This is a genomic window from Corynebacterium segmentosum (assembly GCF_900637825.1).
GTDB classification, from domain to species: domain Bacteria; phylum Actinomycetota; class Actinomycetes; order Mycobacteriales; family Mycobacteriaceae; genus Corynebacterium; species Corynebacterium accolens.
Window position 1 is genome coordinate 1829078 of record NZ_LR134408.1, and the last position, 24721, is coordinate 1853798.

Here is a 24721-nt window from a genome sequence, read left to right on the forward strand (position 1 = left end):
CCGGTCAGCGCGAAAATGAAACCAGTGTAAAAGTATATGCCGGTGATAGCCCACTACACAATTGGAGAAGCGAACTTTTCACCTGCTAAAAGATAGTTATTGAATAAAGAATAAATACAAAAGTTAGCGGTCAAGATGAAAGCTTCACCTTGACCGCTATGCCTTAATTAGCAAGGACCCACCACCCTGCTGGGTGCCAAGGATTAGTCCTGCTAGGACTCTTCTGGGGAATCGTCCTCATCGTCAGATTGACGCAGGTAACGCCACAGTCCAAATCCAAGAAGCGCAAGCCCCAGGATGAGGATCCATACGAGGGTCTGCATACCCGTTTCGGGCAGTAGGCCCGCGATAAGCCCAGATGGGCGCAGTGCACCTTGTGTATCGGAACCAGAAGCAGAATGAACGCCGTCTTGTCCTTGTACCTGCGCAGTCACAGTCACGGTGGAGTCTCCCGTATCTGGGTACCGATAAGTTTCATCATCATCCACCGGTATCTGTACCTCGAAACTGCAACTAAATTCGTCACCCACCTTGAGTGCTTCCGGCGGGGAGCAAATCTCCTGCGGGATAACGCCGTCTTGCGGAACCTCCACGGACTTGCCGTCCTTTAAAAGGTGCAATCCCGCCAAGGATTGGTCTTTGACCTGCAGGCCTTCCAGATCGAATACACCATCATTGGTGACCTTATAAGTCATGGGCATGGTCTTCGCATCTGCCGGAAGCAGCGTGGTATCGAATACATCACCCGTGAGCTTGCCCAAGGGCGTACCCTCAATGGACTTTTCCACATTCAATCCGGCAAATTCATTCTTTGCCACTACTGACCACCGCTCACCGGAACGGCTCGTGTCAGTGCCATCTTCGACCGGCTGGACATTAAATGCGATCGACCTCGTTGCTTCGCCGTTGTTTTGCTCGGCGGCATCGGCAGGCGCTCCGCCTGGGAGAGAACCGCCCGAGGGGTTTGGCAACGCAGTGATTCGATCGCCTGTGTCACCAAGGCTGAAAATGGAATCGTTGCCTTCTACTCCATCGTTGATCTCGCTGACCTGGCAATCGGAGTCCACAGGAACGTTCTTAATGGTGTGCTCGCCACCAGACTTCAACGTAAATTCCCCATTGGACGCATCTGGGTCATTGGGATCGCTACAAGAATGGCGGAATGTAAACTCTGCGTCCTGTGCAGGACCACCAAAGGCGTTCTTAGTGAATTTGACGTCATAATGCGCACGCGGATGGTAAATATCTGCACCGATCACCATGGGTTCACTAGTGGATGAACGCTCTGCCGCGGTTTTAAACGTGTACTCACGTTTCTTATCGTCTTTTTTGACGTCCTTAGCAGCAATAGTCGACAACGAGCTGTTTGGAATTTCTCGTTGGTCAGCGGCCCATCGAGCGTATTGGGTCAATGGCGTGCGGCTGCCCGCCGTGGCTTCCAGCTGGCCGCGTTCCGCAAATGCATCGCCGCCTAGTTGCAGCGTGCAGTCCACGCCAACAGGAAGTTGCAGGGGACGACCGCCCGTAGGAGCCTCATATGTTCGCGGCAACTCCGTCGCACTGGTATCGGCTAATGGGAAATTCTCAGTGATTGTCGTTGCCGCCGGATCCTTGCAAACCACAGTTGCGGTATATCCCGAAGGATTAGCTCCCTCAAGATATCCAGAGTTCCGGACAATCAGATTCACAGGTGCCGTACGTCGCTCTACCTTATTGATGAAGTGAAGATCCGTTGCTTTATCCGCACCAGGATTAGGGGCATTCTTTTCGATGTCCTTTTCTTCCGGGCTGATCTCCAGTGCCGCCGGGGTATTGGAGGCATCTTGCTCCGTTACTCGGCACGTTGCTCCTGCGGGAACTAGGGCCTCGTCAGAGTTGAAGGAAAGGACGCTATTTTCCCCTTGCGTACCAGCATCGTGGAATTGCTTCTTGGTGATAGAAGACGGGATTACAGATGCAGATTTAGGCCGCAGGTGTTGCGAAAGGAATGAAAGATCACCGATTATACTGGTCCTATAGCCCACAGCCTCGCATTGCATAGTGAAGTTCATTTCATAGTTGTTTGGAATTTCCTTCAGATTGCCCTCGCGGCCTACAAGATCCTTGCTGAGCTTCACCTTGGCGGTCTCGTACTCGTAGTGATTTACAAGGCGGACTTGGTTTTCGTCGTCTTCACCCGAGATGTTGAAAGAGGGCGAGGTCGACTTTTCATCTTTCAGTTCCTTGTCTTCCACCGCATTTCCGGCTTGTTGCTGGGTAGTCCATTCCACATGGGATGGCCGGACGAACGCTTTATTATCGTGTTCCCCGTCGTTGATATCCAAGTCCAGTTGACCGAATCGATCACCGGTTATATGGCAATCGGCGCCTACAGGAACCCCGGTGAACGTGGCATCTCCCTCACCCTTGACTGTTACCGTTTGGCTAAACAGGGGGTCACCACCGCCGGCAGCACCAGCTTCTTGGCACACCAAATTGTAGTTGTGCTCATTAAAGATATCTGCAACATTCTTACCGGCAGCCGAATACTGATCGCGGATGCTCTGGTTTGGCAACCACGCCTTGGTATTCAACTTAAGGTCCGAGATTTGACGCTTATAGGTGTTGATGAACGTGACATTTACATTATCTGGGTTGCTAAACGTGTAGTCCCTAGAACCGCCCACACTGGTATCTCCATTGAGATTAATGCTCTGCTCTAGGGAGACACCGACCTCCGGATCGATTTTCGGCTCGGAGATTGTGCAGTGCGAACCCACGTTAATCTTTGCTGATTCGCTCTTGCCTACCTTGATCGTCGAGGTCACGTGCACGCCAGTCGTACCATCCGGGTTGGTGCATCTTAGCTCGGCAGGGAAATCCTGCGCCACCTTAGCGTCACGACTAGCTTGCGAGATCAGATTATTGGGATCATCAAAATTAACTTCTTTGGCATTCGAAACCGTAGCTTGCAAGAAATGATAATCGTGGTGAATTTGAATGGTGGACTGTTCACCGATGGTGAACTTTTCCCCATTGCCTATTTCTTTAGGCTCGCCTTCATCGGCGGCGTAACGATAGTCTGAATCGATACCGATGGGATAGGTTTCCCCAGTATCGGACGTACGCTCTGCAGAGTCTTTTTCTTCAACTAATTCGCATTCCGTTCCCAAAGGAACGTCATTCGCCGCAATGTTTGCGCTCTTTCCTAGAGCTAAATCAAGTTTAGCGGAGTAGCCGTTATCGCAACGCAGATCGTAATTCCACGATGTTGGGGCCAATGACTCGCGCCCGGTAGAACGGAGGGAAATATTTAGGCCTTGGCCGGCAGGTGTGAATTTGTTAGTTGCAGTCGCAGTATTGTCTTCAGCATCAACGGAAACCTTTACTGGTTCAGTATCGGTCTCGAAGTTGATTCCACCGCTGACCTGGGGTGTCTCTTCCACAAAGCTACACTCGTTGCCATAGGGCACACCCAGCTTGCCATTCTTATCATTCAGCCGCGGATTGTCCGAGACCAACGTTGCCTCCCCGTTAGCAGGTACAGTGACTTTACCTTCGAGGTTGACGGTCCGGATTTGCGCATCATCGCCGCTACCTTCGTAGACGTTCCGCGGTCCGCAGCGATATGTAAAGGTATAGGAACCTGGAAGGGTCGCGTTGTTTACCGTGGATTCAACGTTTTTACGCAGGGTCACCGCCCCGAGCTTTGAGTCGAATTTATTCGTCACGGTGACCAAGTTCCGGCTATCGCCTGATACTTGGCGCATGGTAAGAATGCCGGCATTTTGTGCGTCTGCGTTGCTCAGCTTTTTTACATTACCGCTGGCATCTGTAGAGCTGATCGTTGCGCCTTTGAAGTCGGCCGTTGTAGTTCCAGTTGGCTCGTCTTCCCAGACGTAGCAATCGGCGTTGGCTCTGATTCCATCAATGGATACTTCGTCACCATTGTGGGAAAGGCTAACCTTTCCTTCTTTAACCGTCTTTCCGCCTACCTCGCAGCGGTAATTCACCTGGAAATCGAGGTCTTGTACGTCTTTATTGCCGGCAGCTAGTCCAGAAACCTGCTTTTGGATGACCAAAGGGAAGGTTTTGTACCCGAACTCCGTCTCTTCACGGAGCTCCTTCGTTTTACCCTTCTCCTCTAACCAGAAGTGATAGTAGTTGTTTTCATCCGTCTCAATGGGTTGCCCGTTCAAAGTGGCACTCTGTTTATCAACGGAGATCGTCTGGTTCTGCTCCTTAGAAACCTCAGGCGAGAATTCTAGAATGCACTCCCTTCCGACGGGCAGGTCCGGGATGACCGCGGAATTTTCCGGCTTAGCCTTGCTGAGATCCAGCGTTCCATTCCGCTGACCCATATTCGTGCCTTCACAACGCACGCTATATTTAAAGGCACCGCCAACCTTGCCATCATTTACTGGCTCACCGGTGATGCGCTTACTAAGCTTTAGTGAAGCTTTTTGATAATCGTAGGTGTTTACTGCATCAGCCTGTCCGGAGGCAGGGCTGCTGGGATTCTTCCTATCCGGCTTAAGTTCCACCTTGACCGCAGAATTCGGATTACCCGTAGCTTTTTGACCATTCCATGAGAGGCTAAAATCGGTCCCCGGAGGCACCTCTTGGCCCTCGGCAAATTTTTCGCTCACGGTACAAGACGCGCCCTCCGGCAAAGACCTAACTACTTCAGAGGTTCCGCTCTCTAATTCAACGTCATCTTCCAGCTTCACTTCTGGATAGGCGTTTTCAAATCCGGACGGAGCTTTACACGAGTAGTGCAAGGTAAACTTACGGGACTGAATATCGCTAAAGTTTGCCGCGGAACCATTTACCTTTTTACTTAGGGTTAACGCAGCTGGCGAATACTTGGGCTGCCAGGAAACCGAACAATTGGGTACACGATTGTCTTTTTCCGGCAGTAGTAATGTCGATTGCCCGTTTGCGGTGTCTTTATTTAAATCATAATCAGGCGGCACATTTCCGGCCTTGATTTGAAAGGTTTGGGCGCCGCCATCGGAATTGGTCAACGTACAACGCCAAACGGGCTCATAACGGTCAAACGCCTTGTCCGTCGGATTAAGTTGAGAACGGAATCCTATCCGGCCCGTGATGTTCCCATTCTCGTCAAGCCGACGCATCACCGTGCCGGATCCACCTGCGTTGACCGGGATATCAGTTTCAACATTGCTATCGCTGAGGAAAGCATGGTAATCGGCGTTCCGAGATACCTGTGTCGCCGCTTCCTCGTAAGAAGAATCGACCTTTGCTAGATCTTGTTCCCCATTAAAACTCAGCCGATTGAGGGACACGCCGATAGCGACAGCCTGCTTACCCGGCGTGCGAGAACCCATGCTGATTTGCATAGTCTTTGGATTATCTACCCCGACGACCCAAGACGAGTGCGCACCACCGACTCTCGAGTGACACACGAATCCTCTGTAACGACCATCAGCAATGGGTCCCCATTCCCGCCACGCCGTTGGCTCGTTGCCTTCGCCGAATTGTCTCTCACAGGCTTTTCGTTCTCTATCTTGGCGTAACTCCGTGGGTGCAGTGACTTTACTGCCGGCGCCACCGTCCACACTGATCATCTCACCAATGCCAGGTCCACCTGTAGATTCAGCATCCGCGACGGCAAAGCGGTAGTTAGACAAGGATCCTTCGACACCAGCGCGCTCGACCTTAATATTGCTCAATGTAAAACGGGTAAATGGGTCCTTTCCCCCCTCCATCTGCAGCACATCTTGGGTGATGTTCCCAGTTGCTTTCTGGAAAAAGCCGGGTTTACCAAAAATAGCTTCACCCCAGGTCGGATTAGTCTGTGCCGAGATTGATGTACTTGGATCTTTCGACGAAATCGCCAAGTCAAACGTAATGGTGTAGTCCCCAACATGTTGGGTGACGCGCCCCGGCCTCGTCATATCACTGACATCAAGCCAGCAAATCTGATTCGCCCATTGTTCAACATTGCCTGTGCCTGTACGGAAGGAACAATCACCAAAGTTGGTGCCATCCGAGCTATTCCTATTAGAGCCTTCGGCTGCCGCTGCGTGCGGTGTTGTCAGTTGGGGTATTACCAAAAAAGAAGCCCCAATGACAATACTAAGTACGAATGCCACAATGCGTACGAGTACTGAAGATAGGGACCGAAGCAGAGACGAGGCAGAATGAGCCATCGACGTGTCCTTCCGATTACGGTTCCGCCCACCACAGTGCACAATCCACTACGGTTCGGCGCAATTCTTTAGGCATGTTACGCGGAATAACGTGTCGCTTCTATCCATTAAACATGCCGCGGGTGGGCCATAGCTCAAGGCAGCCACCATCACATACATCATAGCCTAGCCCCTCGCCCATCGTGATATCGCGTTAGGTATCGCCGGCGCTATACCTGCGTCATCGCCTGTTAGAGAGCTAGGCAATTTCGGACGCAAAAATCCCGAGTCCTATAGGGCTCGATTGCCCTAGGACTCGGGATTTAAGTTCTAAAGGTTAAGCAGTAGCTTCTGCTGCAACCTCTTCAGCCGGGATGATGTTGACCATCCGGCGGCCGCGCTTGATGCCGAACTTCACGGAGCCAGCAGCAAGTGCGAACAAGGTGTCGTCGCCGCCGCGACCAACGTTCTCACCTGGGTGGAACTTGGTGCCGCGCTGACGCACGATGATCTCGCCGGCGTTAACCTGCTGACCACCGAAGCGCTTGACGCCGAGGCGCTTGGACTCGGAATCGCGACCGTTGCTGGAGCTGGAAGCACCCTTCTTGTGTGCCATGTCGTTTCCCTCCTTCGGGGATGAATTGCAGCCCGGTTAAGGCTTACTTGATACCGGTGATCTTCAAGGTGGTCAGAGGCTGGCGGTGACCCAGACGCCTCTTGTAACCAGTCTTGTTCTTGTACTTCAGGATATCAATCTTTGGACCTTTACCCTGTTCAACGATTTCCGCGGAAACAGAAACCTTCTCCAAGTCGGAGGCCTTGGACTTCACAGCGGCGCCATCGACGAGCAGAACCGGGGTGAGAGCCACGGCAGAGCCTGGCTCACCCTCGATCTTCTCGACCTTGACGAGGTCACCTTCAGCAACCTTGTACTGCTTGCCGCCGGTCTTGACGATCGCGTACATAGAGGGTTACCCCTTATCTAAACTCGCTCGGACACGGCATCCAGGCCGTTATCCGAATGGACACTTACATATTGCGTTCAGACCTCGCGCGAACATTTCCGCAATCACCGGGCGGCAATTGTGGGCTGATCCAGCGCCGAGAGTTCTAAACAGCGACTGTCAAAGACTACCCCGCCGCGGGTACAAAATACAAACCACGCACGTCGTACCCGCGTGGCGGTGCGCTAGGACGTAGCCCGCCGTGCTACGCGGCGCCGCCGCCGGCCCGCATCCTTAGCGCCAGTCTGCGGGGTCTCCGGCGCGTTGGTAGACGCCTTTTCCCCAGCACGTTCCTGTCGCGCAGCCGCTGCTGGCGCCCCGGTCTTTTTCACCGCGCGCTTCTTTCCGCGGCGAATAACCTTGGTCTCGGTCTGCGGGGCGCGAGCCTTCTGGGAATCCTTCTCCCCTTGAACAGGTGTAGCCGCTGGGTCACCCGCGTTGTGTGAGGTGGCCTTGTCCCTCGGGTTGGTGCGCACCACGCGGCGCTTGCCGCGACGGCCTCCCTGCGCCGGGGAGTTCTTCTTCCCACCACTGATATTCTCGTGGCGCTGCTCCGCTGTCCGCGAGGAGTTTTTACGCTTATCGCCGTGCTGTGCCTCCTGGGCGTTGGCCCGGTGCGAGGCCTGCACATTTGCCCGGCGGGAGTTCGGCTGGGTGCGCACGCTGCGGCGCCGACCGCGCCCGCGCGCCTTGCCACGGGACTGCTGCTGCTCGCCTCCCTGCTGGGCCGCATCGTCACGCCGTGCCTCATCCGAGGACTCCGCGGATTCCGCCTGTTGCGGCTGGGCAAAATCCTCTGGGCGCGGGCGATTATCGGAACGCGAATTCCCGCGCGTGCGGCGCTTGCGACGCGGAGAAGCCTCAAACTCGGCTACTGCCTCCTCGTAGGTCTTCTCCGATGAACCGGCAGCTACCGCCTTCTTCTCTTCAGCCTTTCCTTCAGCGGCCTGCTGACGCTTGTTCGGCTGCTCCTGCGCGCGACGGGACGCGGGCGAGGTCCGCGTTGCCCGGCGCGGCTTCTTGCCACGCTGGGTGCGCTTGTTCTCCTTCGCCGGTGCTTCTTGTCCATCGGGCACATAGGAATTAAATTCCTGTACCTCATCGCTTTCGGCGGCGTTGTCCGCCGCGGCATAGGCGATGGCCTCGATTTCAGAGACCTCAGACTTCTTCTGCGCCCGGCGGCGCTTCTTCTGTTTGCCCTCGCCGCGGCCTCTGTCGTCGCGGTGTCCGCGGCTGCGGTCGTCGGCACGCTTCTGGGAATCCTTCTGCTCGGAGTCGCCGGCCTCATCGTCTACGACGACATTGGCCACCAGTTCCTCCAGGGACGGTGACTGCTCGTCCTCGTTGCCGTAGAGCGGTGCGTCCGTCTTCTGATACTTCTGCGGCTGGGACGTGGCATTCCTGCGGCCCTTGCGGCCCTTCTGGCTCTTCTTCTCCGCGCGCTCGTCCTCGTCGTCGTGCTCGTGCATGGCCACGGCAGCCGGGTGCTGCTGGGGATCGTGCTCAGGCTTCTTATGGTTCTTAGAGGAACCGTGCGAGTGGTGGCCGGAGTGGTTGTCTTCTGCTTCATCAACCGGGTACTCGTGGATGATGATGCCGCGGCCATGGCAGTGCTCGCAGTCGGTGGAAAAGGTCTCTACCAGGCCGGTGCCCAAGCGCTTGCGCGTCATTTGCACTAAGCCCAGGGAGGTGACCTCGGATACCTGGTGGCGCGTGCGGTCGCGCCCCAGGGCCTCCTTCAGGCGGCGCAAAACCAGGTCCTGGTTTTCCGGCAGGACCATGTCAATAAAGTCCACCACAATCATGCCGCCCAGATCACGCAGGCGCATCTGGCGCACGATTTCCTCGGCCGCCTCCAGGTTATTGCGGGTCACGGTCTCTTCCAGGTTGCCGCCGGAGCCGGTGAACTTGCCGGTGTTGACGTCGATGACAGTCATGGCCTCGGTGCGGTCGATGACCAAGGTGCCGCCAGATGGCAGCCACACCTTGCGCGAGAGCGCCTTATGCAGCTGCTCATCAATGCGGTAGGCGGCAAAGGCGTCCTGGCCGCCGCGGTCCTTCGGCTTATAGCGCACCACGCGGTCCGCAAGGTCCGGGGCCATGGATTCCACGTAGGCATTGACCGTATTAAAGGAACGCTTCCCATCCACGATCAGGCGGTGGAAATCTTCGTTGAAGAGGTCACGGACAACCTTGATGAGCATATTCGGCTCTTCATAGAGCGTGACCGGTTTAGCGCCCTTGGAGGATTTTTCCTTCTTGGCCTGGGCAGAAATATCTTCCCACCGGTTATGCAGGCGCTGCACATCTGTTGCGATGGCCTCTTCGGGAACGTTTTCGGCAGCGGTGCGGATGATGGCGCCGCCATCGCCTGGCACCACGCGGCCCAGGATGTCTTTCAGGCGCTTGCGCTCTGGTGCCGGCAGCTTGCGCGAAATTCCGGCGCTGCGCCCGCCTGGAACGTAGACGAGGTAGCGCCCGGCCAAGGAAATCCGGGTGGTCAGGCGCGCACCCTTGTGGCCGATCGGGTCTTTTGCCACCTGCACCAAGATCTGGTCGCCGGATTTCAGGGTGTTTTCTACCTTCCGGGAACGCCCATGCAATTTGGTCTTGCGCCAGTCAATCTCGCCGGCATAGAGCACGCCATTGCGGCCCTGTCCGATGTCCACGAACGCCGCCTCCATGGACGGCAAGACGTTTTGCACGCGGCCTAAGTAAATATTGCCAATGAGGGAGGCCTGGGACTCGGTGGTAACGAAGTGCTCGACCAAGAGGTCATCTTCAAGCACGCCAACCTGCGTGACGACGCCCGCGCCGTCCTCGCGCTGCTTATCGCGGACCACCATGGTGCGCTCCACGGCCTCGCGCCGCGCCAAAAATTCCGCCTGGGAGACGATGTGCTGGCGCTCGCGGCCCTTCTCGCGCAATTCTGCGCGGCGTCGCTTCTGCGCCTCGATGCGGGTGGAGCCGCGGATGGCCTTGGGCTCATCGATAAGCTCAGGCTCCTTGTCCGCCGCATCCTTCTTGGAATTCTCGTTCCCGCCGCGCCCGCGGGAGGTACCGCGGCGACCGCGTCGGCGCTTGTCGGAACCCCCGCGCGCCGCCTTATTGCCTGCCTCGGCCTCGTCGGCCTCGGCATCTTCGGCAGGATCCGCCGCATCTGCGGCTTCAGCGATAGCTGCCATGTCCGCAGCCTCGTCCTCACCAAGCTCCTCGGTTTCCTGCTGCTGCGGCGGCATAAACAGCGGCGCGAAGTCATACGCGGCGGAATCGTCGTCGGTCTCCGCGCGCGGGACTATGCGCGGTGCATAGTAATCATCGTCGAAGTCTTCGCCGGCCTCTGCCAACACCTCATGCAGCTTGGCGGGATCCACGGTCCCCGTCGCCTCGCTGGTACCGGCAGCGTCAGCGTCGGCAGGGGCATCATCTTCAGCGCGCGCGGGCGCGTTCGCCGGCTCAGGATCCGGCAGACGGTCCGGCGCCTGCTTTACATCCGGCAATGCACTTTTTACCAGCGATGCATCGACTTTTTCCTCAATCTGGGAGATTTCATTATCCACGTTCTTGCGCACGCGGTAGCGCAGATTCTTTTCCTCTTCCGCATCGGCTGCGGTGGTTTCAGCCGGGGCGCTATCTGCCTCCGCGGCATCGGCCCGCGCCGGTTTTTCCTTTGCCGCGGGCGCGGCCTTCTTCGTGGCCTTGCGGGTGCGACGAGCACGCTTGGTGGTCTTGGCCTTGCCCTCGGGCTTTGCTTCTGCTGGGTTCTCGTCCGCGATTGCAGGCTGCTCCGCATCCGAGCCCCCTTCATGGCGGGCTAGAGCAGCAAAAAGGTCGCCTGCTTCCGCGCGGGTAATGGAGCTCTGCGCGGTCTTGTTCAGGCCCATGTCCTTAAGCTGGGCCACCAGCTGGCGTGACGATAAGCCGAGCTTTTTGGCCAAGGCATACACGCGGGTTTTATCTTTGAGCTCGCTCGGGTCTATGCGCTGGGCCAAAGCCGCGGCTGCCTGGAGGTTTTCAGTTGTTTCTTGAGAGTTCTGTGCCGCCATTAGTTGGGCTTACTCCTGTACTTCGATTGTATGGTGCGTCGGCCACTCGGGCGCAGGCACAGCCCCAAAAAGGACCGCGCCGCTGCCGCACGAATAGCCACGATAAACGCACTGCGTTAAAGCTTGTAGGATTATGAAATTATGCGCACGCTGCGCGTGAGTTCCATTGTGTCACAGAATCTTGGCGGGGCGAGCAGGCTGTGGGCGATGATACGTTTGAACTTATGGCAGAACTGGCACCACTTCCCGCCCGGAAATTATCGCAGTACCGGAAACGCAATGAAATTACGCCGAAAGAGGCGTGCTTATGCGGCGTTCCGGCCGGCTTTGCCCTCGGTTTTGCTCAAACGGGGGCCAGCTACATGCTGATAGGCGCCGCCGTTTTTGCGGTCTTTGCGGTCATCGGACTAGTGCCCCTCATCCGCCACTATCCCCGCTCCACTGGGGCTAGCCAGGATGTCTACCTCGAGGGCGATTACCCCGCCATTGCTTATTGGGCGCCAGTAATTCCAATTGCTCTACCGCTGGCCATGGCCCCGCTATCCGCGGCTGGCTGGTTGCCGGACATTTCCCTGGCCCCACCCGTGGAAGGTATCTTAACCGGCGCGGTGTCGGCGTTCGCATTTCCACTGGGTTTGTGGGCCATGGATTCCCAGTCCTTCCGCATTGGCCGCCGCCGCATGCAGCGCATCGTGGCTGAAGATCCCTTAGAAGGGGTCACAGATCATGCCATGCAGCTTGCCGATGCCCACCTCGATATCCTCACCGCCCTCGTCACCGCCGGGGCCGTCCAGGGCAATACGACCACCACCAATGCCTTGTCCCGCCTGATGCAGGTGGAGCTAGATCCCCTGTCCGATGCGCTCCAGGAACTAAAAAAGCATGGGCTAGTAAAGGTAGAAAATATTGGGCTGCGATCAAAAGTAGAAAGCTGGCGCATCAGCCTCACCCCTACTGGCGTGCGCTGCCTCTATCAAATTGGCAAACGCTAACTTGGCAAACTTTGGTCTCCAGGAAACAACTTTGGGCCAATCCAGAGCATGACGTATACCAGGCCAACCAAAACCGGAATTTCCACGAGGGGTCCGATAGTACCGGCTAACGCTTGAGCAGAGGTGGCACCAAAGGTACCGATGGACACCGCGATGGCTAACTCAAAATTATTTCCCGCTGCGGTAAAGGCCACTGAGGCAGACTGTGCATAATTCATTCCGGCAGCTTTAGCTACGCCCAAAGCCAGAAAGAACATCCCGACAAAGTACAGCATCAGAGGCACCGCTACCCTAACCACCGCTATCGGCTGCTCCACGAGCTGTTCTCCCTGCAGGGAGAACAGTAAGACGATTGTGTACAGCAAACCGATCATTGCTAAAGGAGACACAGCGGGAAGGTAACGGTTTTCAAACCACTCACGGCCCTTAGTTTTCTCGGCCCATACTCGGGAGATAACCCCGAGCAAAAGCGGAATTCCTAAGAATACGAGCACCGAAGTAACAATGGACCAGAAAGAAAATTCGACAGAGGTGGTATCAAGGCCCAGCCATCCCGGCAGTATCTGCAGGTAGAACCACCCCAGGACACCGAACATCGCAACTTGGAAAACGGAGTTGATTGCTACTAATACTGCCGTGGCTTCTCGGTCACCGCAGGATAGGTCTGACCACACCAAGACCATGGCGATGCAGCGGGCGAGGCCGACAATAATAAGACCCGTGCGCAACTCGGGTTGATCCGCCAAGAATAGCCAGGCCAGTGCGAACATGAATGCTGGACCCACAAGCCAATTCAAGACGATCGACACGGTCATCAGCCGTCTGTCAGTGGCAATCTCCCGGGTCTTTTCATAGCGCACTTTAGCAAGCGGTGGATACATCATCACCAGCAGCCCTAAAGCGATTGGAAGGGAAATACCTCCAACTTCCCAAGCTGAGAGCGCCTTTCCAATGCCTGGAAGAAAATGGCCTATAAGCAGGCCAAGAATCATAGCTATGATGATCCACACGGGAAGAAAGCGATCGAGAAAAGCCAAACGCGGCTGCTGTGATGTAGCCATAACCGTCTCCTCTATTGACCCAAGTAGCACTGTATTCTGCACTACTGTAACCGTTCATATCGATGCTCGTCAATATGAATAGATGAGGCAAACGCCCATATACTGAAGGCATGGTTTCTTCGCACGGCACGACCAAAAATCCCCACATCAACGAATGTTGTTCACTCAGCAACGGCCCCCTAGACCAGGCCGATTCCGTGCATCTTGCCCAGCAATTCAAGGTACTTGCAGATCCCGCCCGACTTCGTCTTTTATCCATCTTGTGCGATGAAGGCTGCGGCCCGATGAGCGTTTCCGAACTGACCACATTATCCGGTCTCAGCCAGCCGACGGTGTCTCACCATCTTGCAAAATTGCGGGATGCTGGCCTCTTAGCCAAACGGCAAACTGGCCGCACCGTCACCCATGAAGTGCAAAAACAAGCTTTCACCGCACTGTGCAAGTTACTCTCCTTCGATTAAAGAGCCACTAACTATAAAACTTTGAGCTAATATGCCCGCAATTCTGTGAGCCAATCAACGTTTTTAGACCCTTAATAAATCCCTTTATAAAGGAAAAGGCCCGAGCTTAACGCTCGGGCTTCCTTGAAATCTAGCTAGCTTCAGTACTTAGAGATTCGGGAACCAAATTCCAATCTCGCGCTCTGCGGACTCTGGGGAGTCGGAGCCGTGCACGATGTTCTCGCCCACGCTGAGTGCGAAGTCACCGCGGATGGAACCCGGTGCGGCCTTGGAGACTGGGTCGGTGCCGCCGGCCAGCTGGCGCCATGCCTCGATGGCGCGCTCGCCTTCAACAACGCCGGCAATCAGCGGTGCGGAGGTGATGAAGTCCACCAGCTCGCCGAAGAATGGCTTGTCCTTGTGCTCTTCGTAGTGCTTTTCTGCGGTCTCGCGGTCAGCCACGCGCAGGTCCAGCTCGGCCAGCTTGAGGCCCTTGCGCTCGATGCGGGCGATGATCTCGCCCACGTGGCCGTTCTTTACGCCGTCCGGCTTAATGAGGATCAATGTACGTTCAGTCATGCCCCATACTGTACCGAATACCCACAACTCGTCCACGACCGAGGGCTATAAGCGGGGGCAGCATTAAGTAAGCTGCTGGACTATCTCCGTCGCGCGCTCGTGCGAGGTACCCCGAAACCACAGGCGCACTTGGTTGACCGCCGTGCCGAACTGACCGTTGCCGAGCAAACGCTTAATCTCTGCGCGCTGCTCTTTATCTAAATCATCAATGGTGGCTTCTTCTGCCCGCTGAAAATTAGCGCGCAGGGCAAGGGCCAAAAATACGGCGGCAATGATGAGCGCTACTAGCGGCAGCCACGGCGCGCCCGTGGCTGCGCGGGCAGCGACCGCGGCAATGCAAGCCAGGGCCGCGAGGACGAGATAGACGGTGCGCATGGCCACTACTTTTGGTTGAGGTGCTGGGTAGTTAAGTAACCGCGCTTCATGCGGGCGATTAAGTTACTGCGCAAATACGCCGCGAGCAGCCACTCCATGCCGAAGATGATGAAGATCGCGGCGATGGACCAGTGCGCCATAAACCCCAGGATAAGCCCCAATAGCTGCGCCCAGACGATGACGGTCAGCGCCCACTTCTTATTCATAAACGCGATCATGCCCAGGTGGAATATCAGGGCACCTACGACCACACCGTAGTTAAACGGCGTCCACAGCGTGCCGTCATACAGCTTGTACAACAGCGGCAGGGCTAAAACGAGCGTGATCGACTCCATGATGAGCGAGCTGGCGATGACCATGCCGTTAAAGCTCTTGAGCGGATCCTTGACGGGGTCCTGCCCCAAGCCCAATGGGCCGATTTCATTCTCCGCGATGTCGTCGCCACGGCGCGGCGGACGAGGCGGACGAGACCGAGGATCAGGGCTGGTCATGCGGGCTCCTTTCCAAACATCGCGCGGGCTTCGCCGGCGGTGACCACCGAACCGGTAATCACGATACCGGAGCCGGATTGCACCTCGGATTCCTCGGCCAGCTCCACGGCTTGCGCGTAGGCACCGGGCAGATCATCGGCCACATAGACGCGCTCTTCGCCATAAATATCGCGGGCCGTTTCCGCTAGCTCATAGGCATCGATCGCGCGCGGCGAGGAGTTTTGGGTGATGACCACCTCGCTCAAGTACGGCTCCAGCGCGGCGAGGATGCCCTGGGCGTCCTTATCGCCAAAGATGGAGACCACGCCGATAAGCCGGGCGAAATCGAAGTCGCGGTCGAGCGCCGCGCCGAGCGCCTTGGCGCCGTGGGGATTGTGGGCGGCATCGATAAACGTCGTGGGCGAGGTGCGCACGCGCTCGAGGCGGCCGGGCGAAATCGTCTTGGCAAAACCATTGCGCACAGAGGCAATATCCAGAGGATGCCCGGAAGCGGCACCGAAGAAGGCTTCCACCGCCGCAAGGGCAACGGCCGCGTTCTTGGCCTGGTGCTCGCCGTGCAGCGGCAAGAAAATATCCTCATACATGCCGCCGAGGCCCTGGATATTGACCTGCTGGCCACCGACCGCGATGCGGGATTCTAGGGCCGCGAACTCCGCGCCGGAGCGGGCCACGCCCGCATCCATATCCACCGCGCGCTGCAGGATGACCTGCATGGCCTCAGGGTCTTGCTCGGCGATGATGGCGATGTTTTCGTTCGGGGTCAGCGGGTCTTCGGCATCGGCGCGGCGCTTGATGATGCCCGCTTTCTCCCCCGCGATCTCCCGAATATCGCTGCCCAGGTAATCCGTGTGGTCAAGGCCCACCGGGGTAATCACGGAGACGTCTGCATTGACCACGTTCGTGGCATCCCACAGCCCGCCGAGGCCGACCTCGACGACGACGACGTCAACGGGGGCATCGGCAAACGCTGCATAGGACAGACCTACCAGGACCTCGAACTTGGACATGGGGACATCGGAACGCGCATCCACCATCTCCACGTATGGCTTGATTTCGTGCCACAGGCGCACGTAGTCGCGCGGGTGGATGGGCCGGCCATCGATGCCGATGCGCTCGGTGACCCGCTGCAGGTGCGGGCTGGTGACCAGGCCCACGCGGCGGTGGAAGGAACGCAGCAGCGAATCGACCATGCGCGCGGTAGAAGACTTGCCGTTGGTGCCCGCGATGTGGATGACATCAAAGGACTGCTCGGGATGTCCCAGCAAATCCATGAGCATCTCGATGCGCTCCAGGGTGGGCTCAATCTTGGTCTCCGGCCAGCGCTGATTGAGCTCGTCTTCCACCTCACCGAGCGCCTGCAGCTCCTCCGGGGATACCTCTTGGGGCGCGGCGTCGTTATATTCTTCGTCCTCGCCCATGCCCAGGTTGAGGGTCAGGCCCGATTCCGTGATCTCCACCGGGGTGCCATCGGTGCCTTCCTTGAGGGCATCGACGATCTCAAAATCGTCCTCTCCCCCGGTGGCCTCGCCATTGCCGTTGGCGTCGTGATTGAAGCGCTGATCTGTCACTACTTAAGGCCCTCCAAACGGCTGGTAATGCGCTCGACTTCCTCGCGCGCGATGTCTTGGCGCGCCCGAATCTTAGTGACCACCTCTTCCGGCGCCTTGGCCAGGAAGTTTTCATTGCCCAGCTTCTTGCCGGTCTGTTCCAGTTCCTTATTGGCCTTGGCCAGATCCTTTTCCAGGCGCTTGCGCTCGGCTTCAACGTCGACCGCGCCGTGGGTATCCAGCGTGACCTCCACGGTGGCCTGGGACAGGCGCACCTCAATGGAGGCCGAGGGGTTAAAGTCCTCGTCCGGCGCGGTGGTATTGGCCAGGTTGCGGACCAATTCCTCTTGGCCCTGCAGGTCTGCCGCGGCGAAGTCGAGGCGTCCCGGTACCTTCTGCGATGGCTTGACGCCCTGATCGGAGCGGAAGCGGCGCAGCTCGGTGATGAGCTTATCGGCATCGTCAATGCGGCGGGCGGCCACCGCGTCCTTGGTGGCGCCGCCGTTGGTATCGGCCACCGTGGGCCATGGGGCGATGACGATGGATTCCCCGCCGGTCAATGCCTTCCACAGCACCTCGGTCACATACGGCATGGTGGGGTGCAATAGGCGCAGCACGACGTCGATGACGCGGCCCAAAACGATCTGGGTATTGCGGCCTTCTACCGTTTCGCCATCACGCGGGATCTGCGTCTTGGCAATCTCCAGGTACCAGTCACAGAGCTCATCCCAGGTGAAGTGGTAAAGCAGCTCGTTGGCCTTGGCAAATTGATAATCGTCCAAGTAGGCATCGACCTGAGTGCGCACCTCTTCGGCGCGGTCGAGGATCCAGCGGTCGGCATCGGAAAGCTCCGTGCGTTTTGGCAGCGGTGCCACGCCGGCGCCGTTCATCAGCGCGAACTTGGTGGCATTAAAGAGCTTGGTGGCAAAGTTACGCGATGCCGCGGCGGCATCAGAGCCCAGCGGCAAATCCACGCCCGGGTTGGCGCCGCGGGCAAGGGTAAAGCGCAGCGCATCGGCGCCGTAATCGCGCACCCAGTCCATCGGGTCAATGCCATTGCCCAGGGACTTGGACATCTTGCGGCCCTGCTCATCGCGCACAAGGCCGTGCAGGTAGAGGTCCTTGAAAGGAATCTGCGGGCGGCCATCGGTGCCCTCACCCAAAAGCTCTGGGGTCTTGGTGCCGGCGAAGGTGCCGAACATCATCATGCGCGCGACCCAGAAGAACAAGATGTCATAGGCCGTAACGAGCACGTTGGTGGGATAGAACTTCTCCAGATCCGGGGTCTTATCGGGCCAGCCCAGGGTGGAAAATGGCCACAGCGCCGAAGAGAACCAGGTATCAAGGACATCCGGATCCTGCTCGTAGCCTGCCGGCGGCTCCTCATCGGGGCCGACGCACACGATGTCGCGTTCGACCTCGCCGGACTCGTTCGTGCGCTCCGGGCCGTACCAAATGGGGATGCGGTGGCCCCACCACAGCTGGCGGGAAATGCACCAATCGTGCATGTCATCGACCCACTCGAAATAGCGCGGCTCCAGCGACTGCGGGTGCAAGACGGTATCGCCCTCGCGCACGGCATCGCCAGAGGCCTTCGCCATCTGCGCGACATCGACGAACCACTGCAGCGATAGGCGCGGCTCGATGGGCTCGCCGGAGCGCTCCGAGTGGCCCACGGAGTGGACATAGGGGCGGATTTCTTTGACGATGCGCCCCTGCTCCCGCAGCGCCTCCCGGATTTCCACGCGCGCTTCTTCGCGCGTCATGCCATCAAAGCGGGTGCCGGTATGCGCGATGTGGCCGGTGGTATCCATGACCGTCGGCATATCCAAGTTATGGCGGGTGCCCATGGCGTAGTCATTGGGATCGTGAGCTGGGGTGATCTTTACCGCACCGGTACCAAACTCCATGTCCACATAATCATCGGCGATGATCTTCAGCTTCAAGTCATCGCGGAAGGGGTGATCCAATTCTTGGCCCACGAGGTGGGCGTAGCGCTCATCGTCGGGGTGGACGGCAATGGCGACATCGCCAAGCATGGTTTCCACACGCGTGGTGGCAACAATGAGGTGCGGCTCATCGTCATTGAGCGAGCCATAACGGATGGAGACCAGCTCGCCCTCGACGTCCTTGTAGACGACCTCGATATCAGAAACGGCGGTCTCTAGCACCGGTGACCAGTTGACCAGGCGGTTGGCCCGGTAAATCATGCCCTCATCGTAGAGGTTCTTAAAGATGGTCTGTACCGCACGCGACAGGCCCTCATCCAGGGTAAAGCGCTCGCGGGTCCAGTCCACGGAGTCACCGATGGCGCGCATCTGGTTCTGGATGGTGCCACCGAATTCTTCCTTCCATTCCCAGACCTTGTTGATGAATTCCTCGCGCTCATAGTCCCAGCGCTTCTTTCCCTCCTGCTCACGCAGACGGGCCTCCACCTTGGTCTGGGTGGCGATGCCTGCGTGGTCAGCGCCCGGCAGCCACAGGGTGGCATAGCCCTGCATGCGCTTGCGGCGAATGATGGAGTCGATCAGAGTGTGGTCCAAGGCGTGGCCCATGTGCAGCTGGCCGGTGACGTTCGGCGGCGGCAGCACGATGGAATAGGGCTCCGCCTCCGAGGATGCATCCGGGGTGAAGTAACCGGCGCTTACCCAGCCTTCGTAGAGGTCTTTTTCTACTGCCTGCGGCTCCCAGGACTTGGGAAGCTGGTCCGCGCGGTTGGTGCCAACGAGTTGCTCTTTATTCTGATCAGTCACCTGGCCAACTCTACCCTGTGCGTCAACTGGCACCACCGGCCTGTCTAGAGTAAGGGCATGTCTCACAACCCTGGCCACCGCGCCCGCCTCCGCACCCGTTACTTCACCCAAGCCAAAGACAACTCTCAGGCCTTCGCGTGCCTGACGAGCTACGACTGCTTGACCGCCGAAATCTTCGATGAAGCCGGGGTCGATCTCCTGCTCGTCGGCGATTCCCTGGCCAACGTGGTGCTGGGCCGCGAAACCACGCTCTCGCTCACCCTCGATGAGATGATCCCGCTGGCCACCGCGGTGGTTGCTTCGACCTCCCGCGCCTTCGTGGTGGTGGACCTTCCCTTCGGCTCCTATGAGGACGGCCCCTCCCAGGCGCTGGAGACCGCGGTGCGCGTCATGAAGGAAACCGGCGCGCAGGCCGTGAAGCTGGAGGGCGGTGCGGAGCGCGCTCCCATTGTTGCCGCGCTTGTCGCCGCCGGCATCCCGGTCTGCGCCCACATTGGCTTTACACCCCAGCAGGTCCACGCCTTGGGCGGCTTCGTGGTCCAAGGCCGGGGTGCCGGTGCGGAGAAGCTTCACGACGACGCCCGCGCCCTCGCCGAGGCCGGCGCCTTCGCCGTGGTTCTGGAGATGGTCCCGGCAGCCCTTGCTGAGCAGGTGACCAAGGAGCTGCCCATCCCCACCATCGGCATCGGCGCCGGCGCGCAGACCGACGGTCAGATTCTGGTGTGGACCGATGCCTTCGGCCTGGGAGGTCCCAAGGCGCCGCGTTTTGTGCGCCGCTACGCGAATCTGCGCGGCGCGCTGCTGGAAGGAGCGAAGGACTATGTCGCAGATGTGGGTGAACGTTCCTTCCCCAACGCCGAGGAGTCTTTCGAGGACTAAGGTCTTAAGCCATGCAGATCCTCACAACTAAATCCGAACTCCGTGCCTTCCGCGCGGCAGCGTCCGGTTCCGTGGGTTTGGTGCCCACGATGGGCGCGCTTCACGACGGCCACGCTTCCCTCATTCGCCGCGCCCGCGAAGACAACGACACCGTGGTGTGCTCGGTCTTTGTCAATCCCCTCCAGTTCACGGACCTGGGCGACTGCGAAGACTACCGCGCCTACCCGCGCACCCTCGACGCGGATGCCGCACTGCTGGACTCGTTGGGAGTCGATGCGGTCTTCGCCCCCAGCGTGGAGGAAATGTACCCGGGTGGCACCCCGCGGGTGTGGGTGCGCACGGGTGAGATGGGCTCGGTCTTGGAAGGTGCCTCGCGCCCCGGCCACTTTGACGGCGTGGCCACCGTGGTGAGCAAGCTGTTTCACCTTGTCACACCAGACCGCGCTTATTTTGGGCAAAAGGATGCGCAGCAAGTAGCGATCATCCGCCGCCTGGTGGCGGACCTCGACCTGCCGCTGGACATCATCAGCGTGCCCATCGTGCGCGCAACGGACGGCGTGGCCGAGTCCAGCCGCAATGCGCGCCTCAGTGCCGCCGAGCGTGAGCAGGCGGTCGCCTTATCCCAGGCACTCTTCGCGCTGCAGGATGGCGCCTCACGTGAAGAAGCTGAGGCCCAGCTCGCTTCCTCCCCCGGCGTGACGGTGGATTACCTCACCGTGGTGGACCCGGCCACGCTCGAGCCCGTAGATGCACAACACCGGCCCGCCTTGGCGCTGGTAGCAGCGCATGTGGGGCCGGTGCGGCTCATCGATAACTTGGTGCTGGAGGCTTAACCTTTCAGCAGGTGGGCTACGGCCTCGCGCTCCTCACGCAGCTCCTGCACGGAGGCCTCGATGCGCTCCTTCTGGAAATCGCTGAGCTCCAGGCCTTGGACGATTTCCCACTTGCCGTCGCGGCAGATGGTGGGAAAGCCGCAGATGAGGCCCTCATCGACACCGTAGGAGCCATCCGAAGGCACGGCGGCGGTGCGCCAATCCTCGGTGCCGTGGACCCAATCGTGCATGTGGTCCACGGCCGCAGATGCAGCCGACGCCGCGGACGAGCTGCCGCGCACCTCGATGATCTCCGCGCCGCGCTTGGCCACCTTGGGGATCATCTCCTCGCGGTACCACTGCTCATCTACCTCCGCGTTGGAGAAAGCGATATCCGGGAACTGGGTGGCGGAGTGGTTGCCCCAGACCGCAATCTTGGAAAAGTCCTTGGTGGCCTTGCCCGTCTTGGCCGCCAGCTGGCCCAAGGTGCGGTTATGGTCCAGGCGCATGAGCGCGTTGAACTGGGAGTTATCCAGATCCGGCGCGCTATGCGCGGCAATCAGCGCGTTGGTATTGGCTGGGTTGCCCACCACCAGCACGCGGACATCGCGAGCCGCGTAGTCATTGATGGCCTTGCCCTGCTCAGTAAAGATGGCACCGTTGGCCTCGAGCAGGTCAGCGCGCTCCATGCCCTTGCTGCGTGGGCGGGAGCCGACGAGGAATGCGGCGGAGGCATCCTCAAAGGCCACCTTGAGGTCATCGGTCACCGCAATCGAATTCACCAGCGGCAGGGCGGAATCGCGCAGCTCCATGGCCACGCCCTCGGCCTTTTCTACTACCGCGGGGATTTCCAAGAGGGCAAGGTCTACCGGGGTGTCCTTGCCAAATACGTCGCCTGCGGCAATCCGCCACAGCAGGGAGTAGGCGATATTTCCGGCGGCGCCGGTAACGGTTACTTTTACTGGCTGGGTCATGCTCATTCCTCCTCATATGTCGTGGAGTTGTAAGCGTCCCTCATGCACGCCACCCTCCACGGGATGTATCCACCCCCGAGCTTAGCGCTATACGGAGGTAGCGTGTTGTGAAATAAATCCCCCTCTTTCGGAGGGAAAACGCCGCCAAATTTCCGGATATTACCCCCGTTTACCTCCAAATTAACGCCCCCAATGGGCACATACCTCCCGCGGGGTGGGGCTAATCGGGCATGATGGAAGCGGCACAGACCCCACTGGGGAGCGCGCTTGCAGGGATGCATTCACTGCCTGTGGGCGGCTGCACGGTGGCCAACCACTGCCGCATCGAACCAGCATGAGGCCGGCCGTGCAGTTCCCGAGACACTACCCACCATCGCCACATCGGCGCCGCGAAGCAGAGATAGGACACATGCTATGAGCACTGAGCACACCGAACCGCTGCACGCTGCGGAGCAGGCGGAGGACTCCGACGCTCACGCTGCGGATTCCATCAGCACCGATGCCGTGGTGGATATCGCCATTTCCCAGTTTTCCGCGTGGGGTTTTTCTGAAACCAAGCTGGATACCATCGCCGCGGAATCCGGCATGTCCAAGCGCATGATTCACTACCACTTTGGCGATAAGCAGGGCCTGTATTTAAGCGCTCTAAGCACCGCCGCCGAGCGCCTGCGCCCTGACGAAGAAGACCTAGAACTCGATTCCGCGGTTCCGGTCGAAGGCGTGCGCAAGCTGGTGGACTGGATCTTTTGGCAGTACGTCAACCACCCCGAGGCCATCCGCATGATGACCTGGGAAACCGCCCAGTCCATCGTGGGCTCTTCCACCAATCCCGTGGCGGATTTTAGCGGCGTCGCCCTTCACCTCGATCGCCTGCTCATGCTGGGCCAGGACGCCGGCGCCTTCCGCCCGGGCATTTCCACCAACGATATTTTCACCATCATCGCCTCGCTCACCTCGTACCGCGTGACCAACCGGGCGATGATGGACAACCTGTTGGGCGTGGATATGTCCAGCCAGGCAAATACCGACGGCATGCACCGGCTTACCGTCGATGCCGTGCTGGCATTCCTCACCGCCAATATCCCCGATTCCGGCCACGAGTCTTATTTGGTGCCTTCTGATGCCGACGAGGGCGATGAAGCCTCCCCGCAAGATATCTACGGCGAGGCATAAAAGTAGGGGCACCGGCTGCTTGCCGGTGCCCCCTTCTCACTAAGCCGATTCCTTCGCCTCATCCTTGTAGGTGAATTCGGGCTCTGCGCCCTGGGTGACGCAGTCTGCGGTGATGTGCACGGCGGAAATATCTTCTCTGTCTGGCAGCTCAAACATCACTGGAACAAGCAGCTCTTCCAGGATCGCGCGCAGGCCGCGCGCGCCGGTTTTGCGCTCGAGGGCGAGCTCAGCGATAGCATCCAGCGCCCCGTCATCCATGTGCAGCTCGCAGTCATCCATCTCAAATAGGCGGCTGTACTGCTTGAGCAGCGAGTTCTTGGGCTCAGTGAGCACCTTGACCAGGGCCTCGCGGTCCAAGTTATCCACCGTCGCCACCACGGGCAGGCGGCCGATAAATTCTGGGATCAAGCCGAACTTCACGAGGTCTTCCGGGCGCACCTGGGAAAACAGGTCCACCTTTTCCCGCTCGTCTTCGGTGCCCAGCTTCGCGCCAAAGCCAACGCCCTTCTTGCCCACGCGATCCGCGATCACCTGGTCGAGGCCTGCAAACGCGCCGGCGACGATGAAGAGGATATTGGAGGTATCTAGCTGGATAAATTCCTGGTTGGGGTGCTTGCGCCCGCCCTGCGGCGGGATGGCGGCCACGGTTCCCTCCAGGATCTTCAGCAGCGCCTGCTGCACGCCCTCGCCGGAGACATCGCGGGTAATGGAGGGGTTTTCGGATTTGCGGGAAATCTTATCCACCTCGTCGACGTAGATGATGCCGCGCTGGGCGCGCTCCACGTCAAAGTCCGCTGCCTGCAGCAGCTTCAAGAGGATATTTTCGACGTCCTCACCCACATAACCGGCCTCCGTCAGGCTGGTGGCATCCGCGATGGCGAAAGGCACATCCAGCAGGCGCGCCAAGGTCTGCGCCAGGTAGGTCTTACCGGAACCGGTAGGCCCCAGCATCAAAATATTGGACTTAGAGATCTCTACCTCTTCGCCTTCGGCCTTCTTCCGGCGCGCATCTAGCGCGGCGGATTCTTCGGCCTTAATGCGCTTGTAGTGGTTATACACCGCTACCGACAGCACGCGCTTGGCCTTGTCCTGGCCAATGACGTACTTATCCAAAAAGGAAGAAATCTGCGAAGGCTTGGGCAGGCGCACCTCCGCCTCGGAAGACTCCTCGGCCTGCTCGTGGCCGAGCTCTTCTTCAATAATCTCATTGCAGAGCTCGATGCACTCATCGCAGATGTAGACCCCGCCACCGGCGATAAGCTTTTTCACCTGCTTTTGGCTCTTTCCGCAGAAGGAACACTTCAGGAGATCAGCGCTTTCTTGCATACGTGCCATTCAGTACTTTCACACTCGCTCTTGTTTACCGCTTTTAAAGGTGGGTAGGAAGGCTCGCTCACTTCCGTCCCCGCGGTTGGTTGTTCAAAAATCTACCTTAGTAAATCAACCCGACACGGCTCCTAT

17 protein-coding genes are annotated in these 24721 nt (G+C 58.6%); 5 read left to right on the top strand and 12 right to left on the bottom strand.

From position 1 onward, the window contains the following. Positions 1–212: 212 nt before the first annotated feature. From EL217_RS08715 to EL217_RS08730, 4 genes are all read right to left on the bottom strand, one after another. Positions 213–6098, bottom strand: a complete 5886-nt coding sequence (locus EL217_RS08715) for a DUF5979 domain-containing protein (protein WP_172596725.1) — start codon at positions 6096–6098, stop codon at positions 213–215. A gap of 373 nt (positions 6099–6471) precedes the next feature. Then, positions 6472–6750, bottom strand: coding sequence for a 50S ribosomal protein L27 (rpmA, locus tag EL217_RS08720; RefSeq protein WP_005277951.1), 279 nt, complete (start codon positions 6748–6750; stop codon positions 6472–6474). 43 nt (positions 6751–6793) lie between these two features. Beyond that, entirely contained in the window at positions 6794–7099 is a 306-nt protein-coding gene (gene rplU / locus EL217_RS08725) for a 50S ribosomal protein L21 (protein ID WP_005277949.1), read from the bottom strand. A gap of 224 nt (positions 7100–7323) precedes the next feature. Next, positions 7324–11184 (bottom strand): translation initiation factor IF-2 N-terminal domain-containing protein, encoded by a 3861-nt coding sequence (locus EL217_RS08730; RefSeq protein WP_126319623.1) that lies wholly within the window; start codon positions 11182–11184, stop codon positions 7324–7326. Positions 11185–11408: 224 nt separating this feature from the next. Here EL217_RS08730 and EL217_RS08735 point away from each other — a divergent pair, with 224 nt between their 5' ends. Next, positions 11409–12176, top strand: coding sequence for a hypothetical protein (locus tag EL217_RS08735; RefSeq protein WP_126319625.1), 768 nt, complete (start codon positions 11409–11411; stop codon positions 12174–12176). Here EL217_RS08735 and arsB read toward each other — a convergent pair. Then, complete coding sequence (arsB, locus tag EL217_RS08740; RefSeq protein ID WP_126319627.1) at positions 12173–13237, bottom strand: ACR3 family arsenite efflux transporter; 1065 nt, start codon at positions 13235–13237, stop codon at positions 12173–12175. The genes EL217_RS08735 and arsB overlap by 4 nt on opposite strands. 110 nt (positions 13238–13347) lie before the next feature. Between arsB and EL217_RS08745 the strand changes: the two genes are divergently transcribed. Beyond that, positions 13348–13698, top strand: coding sequence for an ArsR/SmtB family transcription factor (locus tag EL217_RS08745; RefSeq protein WP_023029143.1), 351 nt, complete (start codon positions 13348–13350; stop codon positions 13696–13698). Between the two features lie 147 nt (positions 13699–13845). Here EL217_RS08745 and ndk read toward each other — a convergent pair whose 3' ends face one another. The 5 genes from ndk to EL217_RS08770 all read right to left on the bottom strand — a co-directional run bounded on the left by ndk (position 13846) and on the right by EL217_RS08770 (position 19422). Then, positions 13846–14256: a nucleoside-diphosphate kinase gene (ndk, locus tag EL217_RS08750; protein WP_005277934.1), complete on the bottom strand. Its 411-nt coding sequence runs from the start codon at positions 14254–14256 to the stop codon at positions 13846–13848. Positions 14257–14319: 63 nt separating this feature from the next. Next, complete coding sequence (locus EL217_RS08755) at positions 14320–14631, bottom strand: hypothetical protein (protein WP_039886017.1); 312 nt, start codon at positions 14629–14631, stop codon at positions 14320–14322. A gap of 5 nt (positions 14632–14636) precedes the next feature. Beyond that, positions 14637–15122 (bottom strand): DUF4233 domain-containing protein, encoded by a 486-nt coding sequence (locus EL217_RS08760; protein ID WP_126319629.1) that lies wholly within the window; start codon positions 15120–15122, stop codon positions 14637–14639. After that, entirely contained in the window at positions 15119–16690 is a 1572-nt protein-coding gene (folC, locus tag EL217_RS08765) for a bifunctional tetrahydrofolate synthase/dihydrofolate synthase (RefSeq protein ID WP_126319631.1), read from the bottom strand. Before folC ends, EL217_RS08760 begins: the two co-directional genes overlap by 4 nt. After that, entirely contained in the window at positions 16690–19422 is a 2733-nt protein-coding gene (locus EL217_RS08770) for a valine--tRNA ligase (RefSeq protein WP_126319633.1), read from the bottom strand. Before EL217_RS08770 ends, folC begins: the two co-directional genes overlap by 1 nt. A gap of 57 nt (positions 19423–19479) precedes the next feature. Here EL217_RS08770 and panB point away from each other — a divergent pair, with 57 nt between their 5' ends. Together panB and panC are read left to right on the top strand one after the other, a co-directional pair. Then, positions 19480–20301, top strand: coding sequence for a 3-methyl-2-oxobutanoate hydroxymethyltransferase (gene panB, locus EL217_RS08775; protein ID WP_023017075.1), 822 nt, complete (start codon positions 19480–19482; stop codon positions 20299–20301). Positions 20302–20312: 11 nt separating this feature from the next. Continuing rightward, positions 20313–21134, top strand: coding sequence for a pantoate--beta-alanine ligase (panC, locus tag EL217_RS08780; RefSeq protein WP_005284412.1), 822 nt, complete (start codon positions 20313–20315; stop codon positions 21132–21134). Here the strand turns inward: panC and EL217_RS08785 are convergent. Beyond that, entirely contained in the window at positions 21131–22093 is a 963-nt protein-coding gene (locus EL217_RS08785) for a malate dehydrogenase (RefSeq protein ID WP_005277917.1), read from the bottom strand. The genes panC and EL217_RS08785 overlap by 4 nt on opposite strands. 408 nt (positions 22094–22501) lie before the next feature. Here EL217_RS08785 and EL217_RS08790 point away from each other — a divergent pair, with 408 nt between their 5' ends. Next, positions 22502–23260, top strand: a complete 759-nt coding sequence (locus tag EL217_RS08790; protein WP_023029149.1) for a TetR/AcrR family transcriptional regulator — start codon at positions 22502–22504, stop codon at positions 23258–23260. A 39-nt stretch (positions 23261–23299) separates the two neighbouring features. On the opposite strand, the gene clpX is transcribed toward EL217_RS08790, so the two are convergent. Further along, positions 23300–24595, bottom strand: a complete 1296-nt coding sequence (clpX, locus tag EL217_RS08795) for an ATP-dependent Clp protease ATP-binding subunit ClpX (RefSeq protein ID WP_023029150.1) — start codon at positions 24593–24595, stop codon at positions 23300–23302. Positions 24596–24721: the final 126 nt, after the last annotated feature.